The following is a 20,402-nucleotide window of genomic DNA, read 5'->3' as shown; positions in this document are numbered from 1 at the left end:
ATCGCAACAGACTTCCGCATCGGCGGAAGCCTGCCCGAATTTCACTTTGCTTCACTTTATTTCGCTTTACTTCACTTCGAAGCCTTCCGCTGCGCGTACGCTTCGTTCAGCTCTCCTGTGATCTTTTGCAGATCCGCGTTGGTTTTCAGCTTCGCGACGTAATCGTCCCACGCCGACAGCGACTGCTTGCCGAGCACGACTTTCGTTTTCATATCCTGGATTTCCTTGCTCAGCTCCGGTCCCGCCGAGACGTTCGTTTCCGAGTACAGCCCGACCGCTTTGTCCGGGATGCTGATCGCGGCGCGCTCGTCGATAATCTTTTTGTTGCGCTCCAGAATATCCTGCGGCATGCCAACCCGGTACGCGCGCTGATACTTGTCGTACGGCATAAAAATCTGTCCGAGCGCCTGCTGGGCGACGATATCCGTTTTGGCCTGCTCGGTCGTCGTTTTGATGCCGTTCTCCTCGGTGTAATGCACGCCTTCCAGCCCGTAGCTCGCCAGCGTTCCGCCTTCTTCCGAAGCGCCGTAATCCATCAGTTCGAGCAGCTTTTTCATTTTGGCTTCCGGCACGCTTTTGGGAATGACGAACATGCAGAAGAATCCGCTGTCCCGGTTGACGTATCCGTTCATCGACACCAGCGGCAGGAAGTCGGCGTCCGGATTGGTTTTGAGCTGCTCCTCCATCGGCTCCCACGCCGCTTCGACCGTATTCTGCGACGCTCCCGCATGGCCGGCTTTCAGCTGATCTTTGGTCTGGCTTTCTTTGAGCACCGCCAGATCTTCCGAGATCAGCCCGTCTTTATAAGCGTTTTGCAGCCATTCCAGCGCGTCGCGCATCTCCGGCAGCAGGTTGACGTTGGTCAGCTTGCCGTCCGTTTCCTTCCAATCGCCGGTCGTCCCGGTAAAAGCATTGACGAGCGTCGAGTAGCTGCCCATATTGCTCTGGCTGACGTAGCCCGTAAAGCCGATCGTGTCGTCCTTGCCGTTGCCGTCGGGATCGTCTTCGGTAAACGCGCGCAGCACTTCGTAGAACTCGTCCGTCGTTTGCGGCACGTCCAGTTTCAGATTGTCGAGCCAGTCTTGTCGTAAAAAAAGAAACGAACCGCCGTCCACCGGACGCACGCGCGGAATGCCGTAGTTGTTGCCGTCGGCCTGCTTGGTGTTGATCCACGTTTCTTCCGGAAATCCCGCCAGATTCGGATAATCTTTGATAAACGGCGTCAGATCCCAGAACGCGCCCTGCTGCACCATCGTGCGCATCTGCGCCGAGAACGGATCGTCCACCAGCATCAGATCGGGAATATCGCCGGACGCCAGCGTCACGTTGACTTTGTCTCCGTAGCTGTTCGGCGAAACCCAGGTAATATTCAGATCGGTGTTGGTCCGCTTTTCGATTTCTTTCAATACCACATTTTCGGCATCGGGCGGCTCGGGCGTAAAATACATCGACATTATGCTGACCGGAAGCGGTTTGCCGTCCTCCGGCACGCCGGAAGCCGCATTTTTGCTCCCGCAGGCGGTTGTCAGCATCGACAGAATCAGCACGGCGGACAGCCCCGCTTTGACGCGCGCATTTTTCCTCATATCTATCGCTCCTTTTCGTTTCGGTTGATTGGCTTTGCTGCGTTTATTCTTTGACCGAGCCGACCATCGCGCCTTTGGCAAAGTGCTTCTGCAGGAACGGATACACGCACAGAATCGGCACGGTGGCGATGACGACGGCGGCCATTTTCAGCGTTTCGGTCGGAATCTGCTGCTCGGCGGCCATCTCCGCCGCGGCGCTGCCGCCCGATGCCGTCGACGAGTCGATCAGCATATTTTGCAGCAGGACCTGCAGCGGCTGTTTGCCGAAATCGTTGATATACAGCAGCGCCGTGAAGAACGTATTCCAGTACGCCACCGCGTAGAACAATCCGAACGCCGCGAGCGACGGCAGCGACAGCGGCAGGATAATGCGCCACCAGACGCCGATATCGTTGCAGCCGTCGATGCGCGCCGCTTCTTCCAGGCTGGACGGGATGCTGTCGAAAAAGCCTTTCATCAGCAGCACATACCACCCGCTCGTCAGCACCGGCAGGATTAGCGACCAGATACTGTTGATGAGATGCAGATCGCGCACAAGCAGATACGGCGGGATAATGCCCGGATTGAACAGCGTCGTCAGCAGGATCAGCAGCAGCACCAGCCTTCTGCCCTGGAGACGTCTGCGCGACAGCGCGTAGGACAAACACGAAGTTACGAACAAACTGAGCACCGTCCCGACCGTGGCGAGAAACGCGCTGTTGCCGATCGCCCGGATAAACGCGCCGGTGGACAGCAGATATTTGTAGGAAGCGAGGCTCCATTTGTGCGGGAACAGCGTCGCTTTGTTGCGGATAAACTCCGACGGATCGGTGAACGACACCACCAGCACGTAATACAGCGGAAACAGCGTCACGAGCCCGATCAGCGTCAGCAGCAGGATATTGAATACGTTGAACGCGCGGTCTCCTTTATTTTCGACCATTGCGGCTTTCCTCCTCTCGGGGTTCGATCAAACAGCGGGTTTGCAGCCGGACGCGGCCGGTCAATACACGCCGTCTTCCCCGAATTTCTTCGCCAGCTTGTTCGCCCCGATGACCAGAATCAGGCCGACAATCGATTTGAACACCCCGACCGCCGTGCTGAAGCTGAGCTGGCCCTGCTTGATGCCGAGGCGGTACACATACGTATCGAACACGTCGGCCACATCGGACACCGCGCCGTTCATCATCAGGAACACCTGCTCGAAGCCGACGTCCATAATATGCCCGATGCGCAGGATCAGCAGGATAATGACGACCGAGCGGATGCCCGGCAGCGTGATATGCCAGATCTGGCGGAACCGTCCGGCCCCGTCCATCTTCGCCGCTTCGTTCAGCTGCGGATCGATGCCCGCCATCGCGGCGAGAAACAGCACCGTGCCCCAACCCGCGTCTTTCCAGATGGATTGAACCGTCAGCAGTCCCCAGAAATAATTCGGATTGGTCAGGAAGTCGATCCGGTGCAACCCGGCCGCGGCCAGCAGCTGGTTGATAATCCCTTCGCCCGTGGACAGCAGCAGGAACGTGATGCCCACGATAATGACCCACGACAGGAAATGCGGCAGATACACGATCGACTGGATCGTTTTCTTGAATTTGGCGCCGCGCAGCTCGTTCATCATCACCGAGAGCAGGATCGGCAGCGGGAAAAAGAACGTCAGCGACAGCAGATTGATCGCCATCGTGTTGCGGAACAGGATCAGAAAGTCGGGATTCGAGAAAAAGCGGATGTAATGCTCCAGTCCCACCCATTCGCTGGCCCACATTCCCTGATACGGCGAGTAGTTCTGAAACGAGATCAAGATCCCCCACATCGGCACGTACTTGAACAGGATAAAAAAGACGATGCCCGGCAGCATCAGCAGATACAGATACCGGTCGCGTTTGACGCCGTTCCAGACGCTTCGCCATCGTCCCGCGGCCGCGCTTTCCGTGTAGGCGCTTTCAATTTCTTTCTTGCCGGCCGCTTCGATCCGGGAAGCCATAGTGCCCCACCTCCATGGTATGATTTGACTGCGTCCGGTGCGCTGCCGGAAGCGGTTAACGACAGCATAGAGGGCGGACGGGTTTCCGGCAATCGACGCTTTTTGCGGAACGGACGCACAGCGGAGAAAGATCGCCGTTTTATTGTATACGCCTACAAAAAAGCGTGAAAAAAGCCCGGATTTCCGCGGAATCACACGGAAATTTCCGGGCGTTGACTTTTTTTGCAGCGGCGGTGGAGAGGCGGAAATCGCCGGTAAAACGCGGCTTTTCGTCGAAAGCGTGCCAAATAAAAGCTCTGTGTGCGCGGTGCGGCTTGAACCGTCCCGGATAGCGGAAGCAACCGGGTATTCACGAAGCAGGTCGAAGAGAATCGGCTGCGCGGACAAGGCCGGAAACGGCCCGCTCCAGTCGGGCGCCCGGGGTTCGCAGCTTAGGAAACGTATCCTATGCTTGGCCGAGCGCGTTCATAACATCGCGTACTTTACGCTCGTGCGCCAGCAGCCCGTAGTTCATCCAGGCGAAGAAATCCGCTTCGTATACCCGGCCCGCGCGGACGGCGGGCAGGCCCCGCCAGACCGGATGCTCCAGCAGCCGGCGTTCGTCGCCGGGGCGTTCGTTCTCCGATTTGTCGAATACGACAAAGAGATGGTCGGCGTCCAGCCGCGGCAGTTCTTCCGGCGCCAGCAGCACCTGGCGCCGCCCTTCGGGCAGCCGGCGCAGCATGGCCGGCGGCTCCAGGCCGAGCTGGCCGTACAGCACCGGCCCGGTGTAGCCGGTCCGCTCGGCATACAGCATGATATGCCGGGCGGAAACGCGCAGGCACGCGACGGTGCCGAGCCCGGCGGCGGGCGAAGCGGAGGAGCCGGCGGAAAGACCGCGTTCGCCGCGGCGGCCTGCGGCCGCGGCGAGCGCGGAGCGGGCTTCGCGCGCCGCTTCGGCGCAGCGGCGCAGGGCTTCTTCGGCCGCGGATTCCCGGCCGAACCATTCCGCCGCCCGGCGCAGCCTGGCCTGCCAGGATTCGCCGGGCGGCTCGATTCTCAGGCTGGGCGCAAGGCCGTCCAGACGGTCCAGGTTCCAGCGTTCGAAGCCGTCGTCGAACAGCAGCACTTCGGGCTTCAGGCGCGACAGATCTTCGCGCGTCCCCTCCGCGATATCGAACGCGGGCACCCCGCCGAGCGGCAGGTATTCCTGCACGCCCCAGGCGCGGTGGCTGTACTGCGCGACCGGCACGATGCCGATCGCGAGCAGCGCGTCTTCGAGATACGGCGCGAAGACGCGAATTTCCCGGCGGTGGAAGCGCCGGTACTGGCCGGGCGACAGCCCGGCCGCTTTCTTGAAGCGGCGGCCGAGATAATACTCGCTGCTGAAGCCCGTGCGCTGCGCGATCTCGTGCAGCCGGTCGTCGGTCGCCAGCAGCAGGCGCTTCGCCTGCCCGATCCGTACGTCGTTCACGTAGTCGAGCGGCAGGCGGCCGGTCATCTCCTTGAACAGATTCGTATACGCCCAGCGCCCGACGTCCGCGCTTTCGGCCAGCGCCTCCACGGTCAGCGGCTCGCGATAGTCCCGCCCGATCCGCTCGACCGAACGGCGCACCGCTTCGCGGACGCTCTCCGCGCTGCCGGCGCGCGGACGTTCCGCCTGCTGCCGCACCGCGGCCAGCAGCAGCTCCTGGAACAGGATCTGCCGCCGCAGCGCCGCGGCGGCTCCGTGCTCTTCGCGGCGCGTGTGCAGTTCCTGCGCCCGCTCCGCGAAGAACGAGAAAGGCGCGCAGTCCAGCGCGCCCGCAAAAGGCAGCCCGCGCTCCGCCGGCGCGGGCCCGCCGTCGGCGTCCAGCATCCTGAACGCCAGCCGGTACAGCGTCAGGGGCTCCGCCTCGCGCGCATCCCGCTCCGGCTCCGCCCCCGCGAAGGCGCCGAGAATCAGCCGCCCCCGCGCCAAGCGATAAGCCGCTCCGCCGAATCTCAGCGTCCCGCTTCCTCCGGTCACGATCCACAGCTCCGCCCCGGCAGCATCCGCCTTTTTCTCGCCGCGCGCTTCCCGCCCGGCTTTCTCCCGCAGAGCTTCGCCGGTCTCCGCTTCCTGCGGTTTCTCCGCCGTCGAAGCGGCCTGTTCGCCGCTGACATCCGCGCCAACGACCCGCCCGTCTGCCTCGTAACGAATATCCGTCAATATGTACGCGCCAATCGGCTGCTCCATCGTTTCGCCTCCTATTCCCCCGCACCGTACCGCCGAATCGTCGATCTTTTTTGCCGTACAGGCGCCGCTTCTCAACATGTCCCTTAATTGAGAACCGTTATCACTGGTGAACAGTATAAAACAAACTCGGGAATCCGACAACGTTTTAACCTCAAACGCAAATGTCGATACGTCATACTGCGATAAATATTTGGAGCGTGCAGGCGTTCAGCCATCCGTACACTCTAACGGAACTCCGTGACGCTATTCGCCTCTTTTATACGATCTCCACAGGCTAACGGAAACAGATGCGCTTAATCCCCCGTAATCCGTTTATCCAAAGCTGCTTTCCGCCAAATAACGCCGCCGGGTTCCGTTAGCCGCTTAACCTCCATCTCCATAGGCGCTGCGATGCGCGGATAGCGTCAAACCCAACCGCCGAAGGTCCGCCCCGCCGTCGTTTCGATGCGCAGACAGCGGCAAAAAGCGTCCGAAAAGTCCCAACGACTTCCCGAACGCCTCGCAAAGCTTTATCGACTTGACCTACTCGATTCGCTTTATCTACTTAGCCTGCTTGATCTACTTTAGCCACTTTATCTGCTTGATCCGTTTCACCTGCTCGACCCGCTTTATCGACTTAATCCGCTTCGGCCCGCCTATTCCCGTTTTACGGCGCCAGATGCTTCATCACGTCTTCAAATTTCATCAGGTTCGCCCGGATGCCGCCGGACTGCCAGTACGAACGTTCCACCACATACACATGATCGTTCTTCACGGCTTTGAGCGACTGCCAGACCGGGCGTTCCAGCAGCTTCTCGGCTTCCTTGTTCTCTTCCGAATCCCAATCGCCGTTGGCCGGGAAAATAAAGATATGATCCGCGTCGAGATCGGCCAGGCCTTCTTCGGAAATAATCTCCTGGTATTCCGTCATCTCGCCCGCCAGCGGATGCGGCGTCAAGCCCAGTTCGCTGTAAATCGAGCCGGTGTAGCGGTTTTTGACGCCGAACAGCGCCATCGTTTTGTCGCCGCCGTTCAGACGCAGCACCGCGACCGTTTCGCCGCCGACTGTTTCCTGCAATTTCGCTTTATCGTCCGCGACCGTCTGTTCGTATTGATCCAGCACTTCCTGCCCCTTGTCCGGGATGCCGAGCGCGTCGGCGACGGCCAGCAGCACTTTTTTCGAATCCTGGAGCACGTCTTCCGGCAGGCGGTACGTCGGCGCGATCTTCTCGTACGTCTCGTAAGCCGCTTTGTCCATGCCGCCGTCGAGCATAATCAGGTCCGGCTGCTCCGCGAGCAGCGCTTCCGGACTTCCGCTGATATCGAATTTGGGCGCGTCCAGATCGAGATAGTCCTGAATGCCCCAGCTCGGGTGATACCACTGCACAACCGGCGTAACGCCGAGCGCGACCATATAGTCTTCCAGATAAATGCCGGCCGGGCGCTTCGGATGCGCCGGAATCGTCACTTCTCCGAATTCGCCCTGAATGGCGCGCGTTTCGCCGTCTGCCGGATTCGCATCGCTCTGCGTCGAGTCGGCCTGCGTTTGTCCCGACGAAGATGTCTCCGTTCGCGGCTCGTCCGTCTTCTGCGCATCGCCCGCCGAACCGTCCGCCCCGCAGCCCGCCAACGCCGCTCCGCACACGAGAATCAGCGCCAGCGCGCCGGTTTGTATCGCTGTCCATCTGCTGCTTGTCATCTGTTATGCCCCCAATTGATTATCGTTCTCAATGATCTGTTCCTCATTCTAGCTGCTGTCCCAAAGAGAAACAATGCACATCGGGGGCGTGTTTTTTGCACAAATACACGGCAAAAAGCCGGAATCGTCCCGGCTTTGCGTCCAAAATCTTAATTTTGCGTCTGCGCGTTTGCAAGTTTTCGCTTTCTCGCCGAAGCTGCTGCGCTGCACCCTTTCGGCTCACCGCCATTCTTCCAGCTTGAACACATGCAGCCTGGCGGCTTTGACCAGCAGCAGCGTATCGCCGCGGCCGTCCGCCAGATCCGGCTCGAACGTCCGGCCGTCTTCAAGGGCGAACAGCAGCGTGTCTCCGTGCGTCAGCACGCCGGAGTCGTCCCGGCTCAGCAGCAGATACTGCCCGTGCGCGCCGTATCCTTGGTCGAACAAGAACCGGCGGCCGTCCGAGGCGAACGCCGACGCTCCTTCGAGTTTGGGATCGAGAAACGAAACTTCGGGCGCCGCCGCCGGACCGGACAGCCTGCACAGCCGGAAATCCGAGTAATAATAAAACCAGACTTCGTCGTCCGATACGACGTTCAGCGCGTAGCAGTCCTGGATATTCGCTTCGACGTTCGTGAATACGCGAATGCCGTTTGAATCCCAGGCGATCAGTCCGCTTTCGCCGATCGGCGTGACCCAGCCGCGATTGCCGAATACCCCTTCGCCGAAATAGCTTGTCCAGATCAGGCCGCCGGCCGTCGTCTGCACGTTCTGGATGCCGTCGCCGAGCACGAAGCGGCGCAGCACAGCGCCGTTCCGGCCGAAGACCGCGGCGTTATCGTCGATCCGGTCGTGCGCGTAATAAGAACAGCGCGCTCCGACCAGCAGCAGTTCGTCTTCGCCCAGCGGCTGGATAAAGTGATAATTGAAACTTTCGCCTTCGATCCGGACTTCTTCCACGATGGAGGCGTCCGTCCGCAGCGGGTCCGCTTCTTCGCGCTCCGCCCGCTCCTCGCCGATATCGACGATCAGCGCTTTGTATGCCGCCGGACGCTTCAGCTCCGTCGGCACGAACGAGCCTTCGATCCGCTCGGGCGTTTCGTCGATCAGCAGGACGTAAGCGCGTCCGTCGTAGCCCAGCGCGGCCGAGACGAACGACCAGCCTTCCAGATGTTCGGACAAATCGGCCGCGGCCGCAAGCGGCACCACGATCCGCTGCGCTTCATTTTTCGCCATATCGATGTTCCTCCTGTTCGCAGCGCCGCCGCAGGCTTGCGGAAAGCTCGCGGCGGCGCGTTTCTTTCTGCTTATTTTATACCCCTATACCATGACTTTCTTCAACCGGCCGATATAACGCGTCTGCACGATCAGGAAATACACCGCCTGCACGGCCAGGAAAGCTCCCATCGTCAGCAGAATCGGCACGCTGATGTCTTGAACGCTGATGAGCGCCAGAATCGGGTCCAGCACGACGAAGGTCTGGACCGCGGACACGAGGATCGGGATAAAAAACAGCAGCGCGATTTGCAGGGTAGCGGATTTGCGCATCTCGCCGATGCTCAGTCCGGTCTTCGACAGCGAACGGTACATCTGCGCGTCGCGCGACAGCTCGGCATGCAGTTTGAAGTACAGGAAGCTGGCCGAGGTCAGCGAGAACATCAGCGCGATAAAGATGCCGATAAAACTGAACACCGCCATATACTGCCGGCCTTCCTCGTAGCTCCCGGCGCGGCTGTTCATATAACCGGATGTGCCGTCGGCGGCCTGCATCTCCCGGATCGAGCGCTGGAGTTCCATGCTCAACCGGACTTCCCGGCTTTCCGGGTCGTACGGCTTCGAATCCCAGTCGGGAACGCGGTAATAAACGCGCGTAATCGAAGGCCGGCCGTCCCCGCGAACCGATGCGATTCCGCCGTAAGTCTCGTCGGATACGACCAGCATGGGAGTAGAGCTCACTTTGCTGAACGAGGCTCCGCCCGCTGTATTTTCGATTTCCAGCGGCTCGTTCAAGGATTCCGCCGGCATCCCCCCGCCCACAACCGGAGCGTTTTTCCAGACGAAGCCGTCCGGAAGCAGCAGCAGCGCGGCGCGGGGCGTCTTCGCTTGATAGGCGGGCGTCTTCCAGTCGGCCGACACCCGCCGGTAATCCGAAGCCGCCACCACTTCGATATAAGGACCTTCCGTATCGACGGTCGAACGCGTATCGGTAAAAGCGATTTCTTGCGCTTGGTAATCGATGCCCGACGCGTCCAATTTCTCCGCGATCTTTTGCATATGCGCTTCTTTGGAAGCCGTGTCGCCGTAATAGTTGAGCTTCATCGCGTAAGGATCGCTGGCATAAGCGCTTTTGGCCTGCTGCCAGTTGAACACGACGAAGCCCGTGCTCATGGCCGCGATGGACGTGACGACGGTGACCAGGAACAGCACCCGCGCGTTATCTTTGATTTTATAAGCCATCTCGGAGATCCACAGCAGGTTGATCCGTTTCCAGACGAACGCCCGGCGGCGCTTGAGCAGACGCATGAATAGGACGGACAGCTGCGAATAGAAGAAATAAGTGCCCGCGATCCCCGCCGCCGCGGCGACAAAGATCGACGACGGATTGAAATCCTGTTTCTCCGTATGCAGCGCCAGATATCCGACAACCAGCAGGGCGACGCCGAGCAGCGCCAGCCAGATCGAGACTTTGGGCTCCGTTTTCGGCTTGGCGCTGCCCTGGATCAATTCAAGAACGTTGCGTTTACGCACAAACAGCAGCGTCAGTACGGAAATCGCCAGAAACAGGATCGAAAACGCGCCGAAAGTCAGCAGCGCGGCCTCGACGGGCCAGTAAAACGGCAGCTCGCCGGTTCCCGTCATCTTCGCGGCGGCCAGCAGAAACAGCTTGGACAGCAGCAGCCCGCCCGCCAAACCGCTGAGAATCGCTCCCGCTCCGATCAGGATATTTTCCAGAAAAACCAGCCGGTTAAGCTGCGAAGGCTTCGCCCCCAGCATCAGCAGCAGCCCGAATTCCTTGTTGCGCGACTTCAGGAACACGCTGATCGAATACAGCACGAAGAAGAAAGCGAATACGAAAATAATGTACTCCGCCGTGCTCATGCTCGCTTTCGCCATCCGGTGCATGCCTTCCCGGTCGTTCGCGGGGTGATAAATAAACACGGCGAACGAAAAAAAGATCATGACCATAAACGCGCTGCTCAGGAAATAAGCGAAGTAAGCCCGCGCGTTGCGCTTGACGTTGTTATACGCGAATCGAGGAAAGTTCATGCGCGCCACCTCCCCAGAACGAGAGGGTGTCGATAATTTTCTGGAAAAAGGCCTGGCGGCTTTCGCCCCGGTGAATCTCCGCGGCCAGCCGCCCGTCCTTGATAAACACGATGCGGTGGCAGTAGCTCGCGGCCAGCGGATCGTGCGTCACCAGCATGATCGTGGTCCGCTCGCGCTCGTTCAGGCTCTCCAGCGACTCCATCACGATGCGCGACGCATTCGAATCGAGCGCGCCGGTCGGCTCGTCCGCGAGCAGGATCGACGGGCTGGTAACGACCGCGCGGGCGATCGCCGTCCGCTGCCGCTGCCCGCCCGAGATTTCGTAGGTACGGCTGTTCAAAATGTCCGTGATGCCGAGCCGGTCCGCGATTCTATGCAGCCGCTCGTCCATTTCTTTGAGCTTTACGCCGTCCAGCGTCAGCGGCAGCACGATATTCTCCGCTACGGTCAGCGTATCGAGCAGATTGAAGTCCTGGAATACGAAGCCCAGCTCGCGCCGCCGGAACCTGGCGAGTTCGTTGCGCTTCATCATGTACGGATCCTGTCCCCCGATCTTTACCGTGCCCGAGCTCGGCGTGTCGATGGTCGACACCATATTGAGCAGAGTGGTCTTGCCGCTGCCCGACGGCCCCATGATGCCGACGAACTCGCCTTCCGCGATCGTCAGATGGATATCGGCCAGCGCCTGCGTGGACACTTTGCCCGGATAAACTTTATTCAGATTTTCGGCTTCCAAAATATTCATTCCCGGATTCCCCTTTCTTTCACTCGTTTCCAGTCTAATGCAGACGCTGTACGGCGGCTATGGGTTCTTCTTAACGCTTTCTTACATGCCGGTTAAGGCGGCGTTCGGGCGTGTACGGTGAAAAAATTGTCAATACAGGCGCTTCAAATAGTTGACTTGGCGCCGATAAACCTTTACATTCATTTTACCGACTGTATAGTCGGTAATTAATTTAAAAGGAGTTAATCATGAAAAAAAATGCTTCGCTCTCTCCGCAAACGGACTACGGCCTCGACCCCAAAATCGGTTTCACCTGGAAATCGGTACTCGGCCTGATTCTTATTTTCGCCGTCTGGCTTATTCTTAGCCCGCTGTTCGTTTCGCTCGCCAACTCGCTGTTTCCGGCTACAATCTCCGGTTTTCCCGGTCTGGTCGTGCTGTATTTGTCTTTTGTCACTCTGCCGCTGGGCCTTTTTCTGGTCGGTAAGCTGTTCTTCGGCATTTCGCCCCTGAAGCTGCTGACGGAAGGCAGACGCCCCAATATACGCCGAATCGTACTATACTTCTGCTCTACGCTGCTGCTCTGTCTGCTGTATCTGCTGCTCGACTGGATGCTGCATCCTGCTGTGTTTTCCGTCGATTTCCGGCTGATTCCCTGGCTGAGAAGCCTGGCGGCAGCTCCGCTCATTCTTCTTGCGGCGGCTTCCGAGGAACTGCTGTTTCGCGGTTATTTGTACCGGATGTTCAGACCGCTCAAGAACGGAAGCGTCTGGGCGATCCTGCTGCCGGGACTTCTGTTCTGCCTGATTCACGGTTATAATCCGGAAGCGGCCGCCAATCCGCTGCCCGCGTTTCTATACTATTTGACGATGGCGCTCCTGCTCGGCTTTATCGCGCGTCGCACGAATGGCCTCGGCGCGCCGATCGCCGCCCACTTCGCGATTAATCTGTTCCTGGCTTCCATCCTGACGTATCCGTCCTCAACGCTCGAAGGTACCGGAATCGGCGGGATAATTGTGCGCGAAAAACTCGAATTCGGTTTTGTATTGATCGTACTTTTTGTTATGGTTATAGGGTACACCGCATACCCATTCTTTTTACGAAAAAGAGGCCGAAAGTGAGCCTCCATGGAGGACGCCGTGACCCGCAGAAGACTGCCGGCCGAAGAGGCCCGAACCTTGATTTTGTCGCACGCCCGCGATCTTTTTATTGAAAAAGGCTACGACCGTACCACAATGGACGATGTGTGCGCGGCGACAGGCATGAGCAAAGGAAATCTGTATCACCATTTTAAAAACAAAGAAATTCTTTATAAGCAGCTGATTGCCGAACACGTGAAACGGTTTACGGACAGCTGGCTTGAATCGCCCGGGCCGGCGCTGCCTCCTGCCGAACAGCTGCTGGCGTATGCCGCCCATTACGGCCGCGACTGCGAAAATCCGCTGCTGCAATCGGCCGAAGAATTCGTGCGGTCGCTCAAACCGGATTCCGATACGCTGCAAGATATGCAGAGTATGCTGGCCCGCAGCGGCGATACCCTTCGCGGGATTGTGGAAAAAGGACTGGCAAGCGGAACGTTTCTCGGAGCCGGGACGGAACCGCTCGCTTTCGCGATCCTGTCGCTTCTGACCGGCACTTCCCAGCTCTGCCTGGCGCTGCCGCCGATGAGCGGCGACGAATATGCCGATTATCACGTCCGGGCGGTCCGCCTGCTGCTTCACGGGATCGAGGCGCGCCGCTAAGCGCAGATTGGACTTCGCCGGCGGACTGCCTCCAAAAAAAGACCTTGCCGCCGCCATAAGCGGAAAGCAAGGTCTTTTAAACGTACAAATCGCACTCGGGCGGCTTCCGCTCCGTACGGCGCGATCTGCTTCTATTCGCCCGGCGCCTTCCGGAACAAGATCCGCAGCGTCGTCCCTTCTCCCGGCTCCGATTCCAGCTCGACGCCGTGTTCCAGACGCTTGCAGACCTCGCGCACCAGATACAGCCCCATGCCGGTCGATTCTTTGTACTGCCTGCCGCGCTGTCCGGTAAAATACGGATTGAATACCCGCTGCAGATCTTCGCGCGCGATGCCGATGCCTTCGTCGGCAATCTCAAGCACCGTATGCGATCCGCGGCTGTAAGCGCGAATCTTTACTTTCCTGCCTTCGCCTTCCGTGTAATTCGCCGCATTGGTCAGAATCTGTCCCAGAATAAAGCGCAGCCACTTGGCGTCGGTATAGACGTTGATCCGCTCGTCCACTTCGATGACGGGCGAGATCCGGCGCTTGATAAACAGCCGCCGCTGCTCGGCCAGCGCTTCGCCGATCGTGCGCAGCAGCGGCGGCCGTTCGACGGCGAAGTCCTGTTCGAAGCGTTCCAGCCGCGACGTGTAAATGACCATTTCCAATCCTTGGCGCAGCCGGTCCAGCTCTTCGTTCATGCTGCTTTCCAGTTCGTCGTCTTCGAGCTCGCGCACGGACAGCTGGAGCACGGACAGCGGCGTCTTCATCTGGTGTACCCAGCGCCCGATAAACGTCACATGCCGTTCCATCGCGCTGCGGCGCGCGGCCAGTTCTTCTTCGTATTCGCGGTCGTACACGGCAATCAGCCCGGTCACCGCTTCGGCCAGCGGCGCGTCGCCGAGCGGTTCCAGCCGCTCGCCTCGCCGGACGTTCGGCTCGCTCAGGCGCCGGTACATCCGGCGAAGAGAGGCATATCGCAGCAGCAGATAGCCGGCCAGCACGGCGGCGCTCAGCAGCACGCCGTACAGCACGATCGCGGGCGGGCGCCCGTCTCCGCTGAGCCAGTAAAGCAGCGGCACGAGCAGCGCGTTCAAGGCGAAGAACAGCAGCAGCGGAAGCTGGTCTTTCCAGAACAGCTTCACGGCCGCTTCCCTTTTTCCCCGTCCGGCGAAGCGAGCATATAGCCCGCTCCGCGCACCACTTCGATGCCCGCCTGCGCTCCCAGCTCCTTAAGCTTTTTGCGGACCCGCGTCACATAGACGTTCAGCGTGTTGTCGTCGATAAAATGATGATCTTCCCACATCAGCCCGAGCAGCCGGTCGCGGCTGACGACCCGGCCTTCGCGCCGCATCAGCGCTTCGAGCAGCAGCGATTCTTTGCGGCTCAGCTCCGTCGAATGCTCGCCGCAGACCAGCAGAAACCGTTCGGGATAAAGCTTCATCCCGCTGCCTTCGACGACCGCCTCCTGCGGCCCGGCCGCGTATTCGCCGTACGCCCGGCGCAGCTGGCTGCGCACTTTCGCCAGTACCACTTCCGCGTGAAACGGCTTCGTCATATAGTCGTCCGCCCCGTTTTCCAGTGCCATAACCTGGTCCATCTGCCCGTCGCGCGCGGAGATAAACAGAATCGGGCAGACCGATTCCGCACGGATCTGCCGGCACCAGTAGAAGCCGTCGTATTTCGGCAGATTGACGTCGAGCAGCACCAGGTCCGCCGACGCCTCGCGGAACTCGTCCGCGATCCGTTCGAAATCCTGTGCCACCTTCGCCTCATAGCCGTATTTGTCAAGCTCGCTTCGCAGCAGTTCCGCGATCTTGGGATCGTCCTCCACGATCAGAATGGTATACATCGGCGATCAGTTCCGCAGTCCCGCCGCCTCGCACGCCTGCGCAAAAGCTTCGTAATCTTCGTAGCGTTTCCCGCCCGTCCAGGCTTTCTCCGCCAGCGCGCGCAGCGGTTCTTTCAACCCGGTCGCGACTTCTTCTTCCGTCTGCGCGTCCGGCCGGTCGCTCCAGACCGAGAACGAGCAGCCGATCAGGGCGTCCGGGTAAGGAGCGGCCCACTCCTGCGGCCGGTTCTCCGCGATGCGCGGCAGCAGGCCCGGATGCCAGTAGTCGTAGATGCGCGCGCCCGTCGGATAAACGTAACCCGCGTTCTCGCCCAGCACGTAGTAAAAATAAGCGTCGTTGAAGTTGACCAGCTGGTGTCCTTTATCGAGAAACACCTGCGCTTCGGCCATATTGGGGTCCCACTTGGTCCAGTAGGTAATTTGCACGGACGGCTTGAGCGCCACTTTCTGCTCCCGGTTCTTGCGGTATACGCCGTCGTTCCAGGCGCGCACCGTAAAGCCTTTGCGCTCCAGCCGCTCCGCGACCTCGTTCAGATACGAAACGTAGGCGTCCACTTCCGTCCCGCCTTCGATCCCCAGCGTATCGCGCGCGTGCGCGCCGAGCTGCGGATAAGAAGCGAAGCGTTCGAACTGGATAAACTCGTCGCCGCCGATGTGGAAATACGGGCTGCCTGCGAACAGTTCCGCATACTCGTCGATCAGGTCGAACACGAACGCCACCGCTTCCGGGTTGGTGATGTCCAGCGCGCCTTTTGCCGCTTCCCCTTCCGCAGTAGTCAGCAGCCACTCCGGCTTATTCCGCAGCGCATAGCCCAGATGCCCCGGCGAATCGAGCGACGGAATCAGCGTGATATGGCGGCGGCGCGCTTCCGCGATAATTTCGCGGATCTGCGCTTTCGTCAGATAACGCTCCGACATGACTTCCGGATGACGTTCGCTTTCGAACGTAAAGCCTTCGTTCTCGGAAAAATGCAGCTGGAGCGTATTCAGCTTCAACTGTTCCATCTCCCGCAGCCGGTCCAGAATCCATTCCTGCGTGTAAAATTTGCGGCCGATATCCAGATGCAGCGCGCGTTCGCCTATTACGGGCCGGTCTGCGATCACGCCGTGCGGCAGGCCGTCGCCCGCCGCCAGCAGCTGGAGGATCGTGCGCAGTCCGTAGGCGGCCGCGCGCTCGCTGCCGGCCGTCAGGCGGACGATGCCGCCGATCTCGATCCGGTAGGCTTCGGGGTGATTGAAGCCGGTATCGCCGGAGATCGAAACCAGTTCGACCGCGAGATCGCCTTCGTCGGCTTCGTCGAAACTGCCGAAGCGCAGCGGATTGGCGAGGACGCCGGCATCTTCGAATTCTTCGCGCATGGCGTCGACGGTTTCGCGCAGCGTCGAAGCGGCTTCGCCGGACGGCTGTTCGACGACGATCAGCGCGGACGCGGGGTTGGGATGCCAGACGCCTTCGCCGGTTTGGTCGTAGCGGGCGGCGCTCGGGACGGAACGGCCGGTGTATGTAGGATTAGGAGTCATTATGCTCACCTCTTCATTAAAAATGGCGGTGCTTTCCCCGTAAGTATAGCGGTTGGGGGCGAAAATGCCAAAGAAGAGGCGCCACTGCTGCGCCTTATCCATCAAAAAAAGAGCACGGCAATGCCGTGCTCCTCCGGAGGTGTTGCAATCATATTGTCTTTATGCGAGTTATATTCGTTACGACAATCGGTAGACGTAATAATCGTACGGCGCAAGCTCGGTAACGTCTTTCTTCAATAAATCGCTTCTGTGTTCGTCGGTACAGACGACGCAGTCGGCGGTTTGGAGGTCGGCGAGCAGGGACTGAGGCAGTCGGGCCTGCCGGGGCGACGTGGAGAAATTCAGGACGATCAGCCAGCGTTCGCCTTGTCTTTCGCGCACGTAGGCGTAGATATGTTCGTCGTCGTCCAATTCCGGTACCGGCTCGTACGAACCCAGCGACAGGGCCGGGTGCTCGCGGCGAAGGCGGATCATCCGGCGGTAGAGGTTCAGCACGGAAGCCGGATCGTCTTCTTGAAGCGCGGCGTTGATCTCGGATTTGTTCGGGTTGATCCGCTGCCACGGCGCGCCCGTCGTGAAGCCGGCGCCCGGTTCGGACGTCCACTGCATCGGGGTGCGGGTATGGTCCCGGGCTTTGCCCAGTATCCGGCGCAGGATGGTTTCCGGTTCCATGCCGCGCTCGTTGACCATCAGGTCGTAATAAGCGAGCGCCTGCTGTTCTTTGATGTCTTCGATACTGTTGAAAAAGTGCGCGTCGGTCATCCCGAGTTCTTCGCCCTGCAGCAGATTCGGCGTGCCGCGCAGCGTCATCAGGAACACGGACAGCATTTTCGCGGATTCTTCCCGGTGGTGCTCGTCGTCGCCGAGGTAGGACACCATGCGCACATGGTCGTGGTTGCTGAGGTACATGCCGATCCAGGCGTCTTCGTGCAGGTCTTTGAGCCATTTGCGCATAATGTCTTTGAGCATGCTCAGCTTCCACGGCTTGGAGCGCCACATATCGTCGGGTTCGTCGCAGATCTTCGAAGCTTCGATCATCAGGATCAGATCCAGTTCTTTGCGCTGCGGCAGGGTATATTTCTCCACGTCCTCGACCGTGACCTGCGACGATTCGCCGAGGGTGAACACATCGGGGTAACGGTCGAATACTTTTTCGCGCATCTCGCGCAGGTACTCGTGGATACGGGGACCGTTTTTATAAAATTTCTCGCCGCTGCCCTGGATGCGCCGGGTTTCGTCGGTATCGGGAAAGTCTTTGTTTTTCGACAGCACGTTCGCGGTATCGACCCGGAAGCCGTCCACGCCTTTTTCCAGCCAGAAGATCATCGCTCGATACAATTCTTCGCGCACCTGCGGGTTGTCCCAGTTCAGGTCGGGCTGATGCTCGGCATACGTGTGGAAATAATATTGATCCGACGCCTCGTCGTAGGTCCAGGCCGGATCGCCCAGGAAAGACGTCCAGTTGTTCGGCGGGCTTCCTTCTTCGCCGCCGGGACGCCAGATGTAGTAATCGCGGTACGGGCTGTCCGGGGACGCAAGCGCTTCTTGGAACCAGCGGTGTTCGGTCGATGTGTGATTCGGCACGATCTCCATCACCAGCCGGATACCGCGTTCGTGCAGCGCCTCCAGCAGTTCGTCGAAATCGTCCAGCGTGCCGTATTCGGGATGGATCGAGAAGTAGTCGCGCACGTCGTAGCCGTAATCCCGGTTGGGAGAATCGAAGATCGGGGACAGCCAGACGGCGGTGACGCCGAGCTGTTCGATATAATCTATTTTCTGAATGATTCCGCGCAGATCGCCGACTCCGTCGCCGTTGCTGTCGTTGAAGCTGCGTACGTAAATTTCGTAAACGATATTTTCTTTCCAGTCCATATCGGATTGAAGCTGCTTTGGCCCGTGGGCTGCATCTAGTTGTTTGGACATATTCTTCCTCCTTCAAAAGCTATCTGCCGGCTGTGTATCTTTCTATTACCCAAAAAACGTAAGCGGCTAAAGATATGTCGGGAATATGCTGAAAAATAACGAAGAATCGGACGGTAAAAAGGCTTCCCGTTTAATGGAACGGAAAGCCTCAGGGTGTCGAGAAAGCGAGGTAGGGTTCCAAACAGAAAATAGCGGCACAGGTACACTTATTTGGGGCGAAATCCTTCGATTTCTTCAAATAACGACTCAGGTGCAGCTATTCGGGAGCCAAAGGCCGAATCGAAGCGGAAAAGCTCGAAATAATGCTATGAGCGCAGTTATTTTCTCGAAAACGTAAGATTAAGCCGGAATAAGGCGATATACGCATCTATTTAGATTCGTCCTGCCTATTAAGGTTACATCCAATCGTTTCTCGACAATCCAAGGCTTCCCGTTTACAAAACGGCAAGCCTTTTTCACGCAGCTGGTCGGCGCCGGTTACGACCGGAATTCGCCGGCGCGCCGCGCCAGCCGCTGCTTGTAAGCGTCCGTGAAGTCCAGTGCGCCGTCCGGACCGATTGCGGCGATATCGCCTTCGCGGATGCGCTCGTCCAGCCAGTCGGACACAAAACCCGGGGCGTAACCGCCCGTTTTGAACACGTCGCCCTGGCCGAAGACCAGAATCGACTCGTAAGCGGCCAGATAAGCGTCCCGCCGCACCGGGCCTTCCGCGTTGGCGTACAGCAGGAATTCCAGATCGTACATCAGATGCGACTTGGGGTCGGCATGCAGCGAGAAAAAGCCTTTTTCCTCTATAATGGCTTGGGCCAGGCCGCGAACGACGCTCTCGGCATCCGGCAGCACCGCGCCCGCCGCATCGGATATTCGCCGCAGCAGCGGCGTAAACGGCGCGCGGCGCGCCGTGTCCAGATCCGCCTGCTTGTCTTCTTCCGACGTATCGTACACCGATTCGTTAACGAGCCCGCGCACGAACGTTTCAAAGTCCTTCGCCAGAAACGTCCGCTCCGGTTCTTCGCCTTCCGGCATCTCCACATCGACGTGGATGACGCGCGGTTCGCCCTGCGGGCCGCATTCGCTGTAATCCAGCATGATCGCGTCGTGTCCCGCCGAAGGACATTCGCCGAACACGATCCCGATATCGGGATAACCCCAGTTGTCGATCATATGGCGGCTGCCCAGATCGTCGGAGTCGATGCCCCACTGCCCGCCCAATCCGCAGATTGCGCTGATCGCGACATGATCGTCCGCCCACGACGTCGGCTCGTCCACCGGAAAGCAGCCGTTGACCGGGCTTCCGCCGTTCTTGGTGCGGATCAGCTCGATATACGATGCCGGCAGCTTATAGCCCAGCAGACGTTCCGCTTCCGCGACCCGCTCGTCCGTCACCTCGCCGGGTCCGGTGTAACCGTCGTAATCGTCCCAGAATGCGGACAGGTCGAAATCTTGAAAACTTTGGCTCACAAGCTTCCCCTCCCTATTTGAACGAACAAATTCGGAATAAACAGATCGAATACCGATTATTTTACTATAGCTAATCCTCGTTCGTATAATCTTGAACTGATTTTTTGGAAATTGTCAAATAATAGCTATCAAACCTGCTGATATTGTTTAATTCATTTGTAAATATATAGTCTTTATTCTTTAGTATTCAATTTAATTTTAAATGATCCCGCTAGGGCGTGTCTTCAAACTTCGAAGGGAGCAGATTTGTCTGGATTTTCGTTCGATACAAGGAACTTTTCCGAAGGCGTGCCGGGGCACGTCAAGGGAAAGTGACGCCGTAGAGGGCGAAAAGACGGCTAAAGATGCACTTCAGTAGGTTTGAAGACACGCCCTAGGGAAAGGATGTGTTCGATTCCGCCGTATTTTAAAATTCCGAATCAACCCGCAAATTATTTTCCTTTTTCCCGCGCCTCCATAATTCTGTCGTCATTATTCGTCCAACTGCATTTTTACCCGCCTGCTTACCGCTTTCCATTCTTATTCAG

At 58.8% G+C, this 20,402-nt stretch carries 15 protein-coding genes; 2 read left to right on the top strand and 13 right to left on the bottom strand.

The features are described from left to right. Window positions 1-71: 71 nt before the first annotated feature. From QWJ34_RS15410 to QWJ34_RS15375, 8 genes are all read right to left on the bottom strand, one after another. Window positions 72-1,586 carry an extracellular solute-binding protein gene (locus QWJ34_RS15410; RefSeq protein WP_302729121.1) on the bottom strand — a complete coding sequence of 505 codons (1,515 nt, stop codon included), beginning with the start codon at window positions 1,584-1,586 and terminating at the stop codon, window positions 72-74. 43 nt (window positions 1,587-1,629) lie between these two features. Further along, window positions 1,630-2,508, bottom strand: coding sequence for a carbohydrate ABC transporter permease (locus tag QWJ34_RS15405; RefSeq protein WP_302729120.1), 879 nt, complete (start codon window positions 2,506-2,508; stop codon window positions 1,630-1,632). 60 nt (window positions 2,509-2,568) lie between these two features. Continuing rightward, a complete protein-coding gene (locus QWJ34_RS15400; protein ID WP_302729118.1) occupies window positions 2,569-3,549 on the bottom strand; it encodes an ABC transporter permease in 981 nt (326 codons plus the stop codon). A gap of 445 nt (window positions 3,550-3,994) precedes the next feature. After that, window positions 3,995-5,746, bottom strand: coding sequence for a helix-turn-helix domain-containing protein (locus tag QWJ34_RS15395; protein ID WP_302729117.1), 1,752 nt, complete (start codon window positions 5,744-5,746; stop codon window positions 3,995-3,997). A gap of 646 nt (window positions 5,747-6,392) precedes the next feature. Continuing rightward, a complete protein-coding gene (locus tag QWJ34_RS15390) occupies window positions 6,393-7,424 on the bottom strand; it encodes an ABC transporter substrate-binding protein (protein ID WP_302729115.1) in 1,032 nt (343 codons plus the stop codon). 219 nt (window positions 7,425-7,643) lie between these two features. Continuing rightward, complete coding sequence (locus QWJ34_RS15385; RefSeq protein ID WP_302729114.1) at window positions 7,644-8,639, bottom strand: hypothetical protein; 996 nt, start codon at window positions 8,637-8,639, stop codon at window positions 7,644-7,646. Window positions 8,640-8,723: 84 nt separating this feature from the next. Beyond that, a complete protein-coding gene (locus QWJ34_RS15380; RefSeq protein ID WP_302729112.1) occupies window positions 8,724-10,670 on the bottom strand; it encodes an ABC transporter permease in 1,947 nt (648 codons plus the stop codon). Further along, window positions 10,645-11,415: an ABC transporter ATP-binding protein gene (locus QWJ34_RS15375; RefSeq protein WP_302729110.1), complete on the bottom strand. Its 771-nt coding sequence runs from the start codon at window positions 11,413-11,415 to the stop codon at window positions 10,645-10,647. The genes QWJ34_RS15380 and QWJ34_RS15375 overlap by 26 nt, the downstream gene beginning before the upstream one ends. Before the next feature lie 227 nt (window positions 11,416-11,642). Between QWJ34_RS15375 and QWJ34_RS15370 the strand changes: the two genes are divergently transcribed. Beyond that, window positions 11,643-12,515 (top strand): CPBP family intramembrane glutamic endopeptidase, encoded by an 873-nt coding sequence (locus QWJ34_RS15370; protein ID WP_302729109.1) that lies wholly within the window; start codon window positions 11,643-11,645, stop codon window positions 12,513-12,515. Between the two features lie 18 nt (window positions 12,516-12,533). Next, window positions 12,534-13,136, top strand: a complete 603-nt coding sequence (locus QWJ34_RS15365; RefSeq protein WP_302729108.1) for a TetR/AcrR family transcriptional regulator — start codon at window positions 12,534-12,536, stop codon at window positions 13,134-13,136. A 131-nt stretch (window positions 13,137-13,267) separates the two neighbouring features. Here the strand turns inward: QWJ34_RS15365 and QWJ34_RS15360 are convergent, their stop codons facing one another. From QWJ34_RS15360 to QWJ34_RS15340, 5 genes are all read right to left on the bottom strand, one after another. Beyond that, window positions 13,268-14,263, bottom strand: a complete 996-nt coding sequence (locus QWJ34_RS15360; protein WP_302729106.1) for a sensor histidine kinase — start codon at window positions 14,261-14,263, stop codon at window positions 13,268-13,270. Further along, complete coding sequence (locus tag QWJ34_RS15355) at window positions 14,260-14,970, bottom strand: response regulator transcription factor (protein WP_302729104.1); 711 nt, start codon at window positions 14,968-14,970, stop codon at window positions 14,260-14,262. The genes QWJ34_RS15360 and QWJ34_RS15355 overlap by 4 nt, the downstream gene beginning before the upstream one ends. Window positions 14,971-14,976: 6 nt before the next feature. Continuing rightward, on the bottom strand, window positions 14,977-16,491 hold the full coding sequence (locus QWJ34_RS15350) for a beta-N-acetylhexosaminidase (protein ID WP_302729102.1): 1,515 nt from the start codon (window positions 16,489-16,491) through the stop codon (window positions 14,977-14,979). Window positions 16,492-16,668: 177 nt separating this feature from the next. After that, window positions 16,669-18,414: a glycoside hydrolase family 13 protein gene (locus QWJ34_RS15345; protein WP_302729101.1), complete on the bottom strand. Its 1,746-nt coding sequence runs from the start codon at window positions 18,412-18,414 to the stop codon at window positions 16,669-16,671. Between the two features lie 477 nt (window positions 18,415-18,891). Continuing rightward, a complete protein-coding gene (locus QWJ34_RS15340) occupies window positions 18,892-19,875 on the bottom strand; it encodes an SMI1/KNR4 family protein (RefSeq protein WP_302729100.1) in 984 nt (327 codons plus the stop codon). Between the last annotated feature and the right edge of the window lie 527 nt (window positions 19,876-20,402).

The organism is Saccharibacillus sp. CPCC 101409 (assembly GCF_030518235.1).
Taxonomy (GTDB): domain Bacteria; phylum Bacillota; class Bacilli; order Paenibacillales; family Paenibacillaceae; genus Saccharibacillus.
Note: the sequence above shows the minus strand (reverse complement) of the source record. Positions and strands in the feature narration are given on the sequence as shown.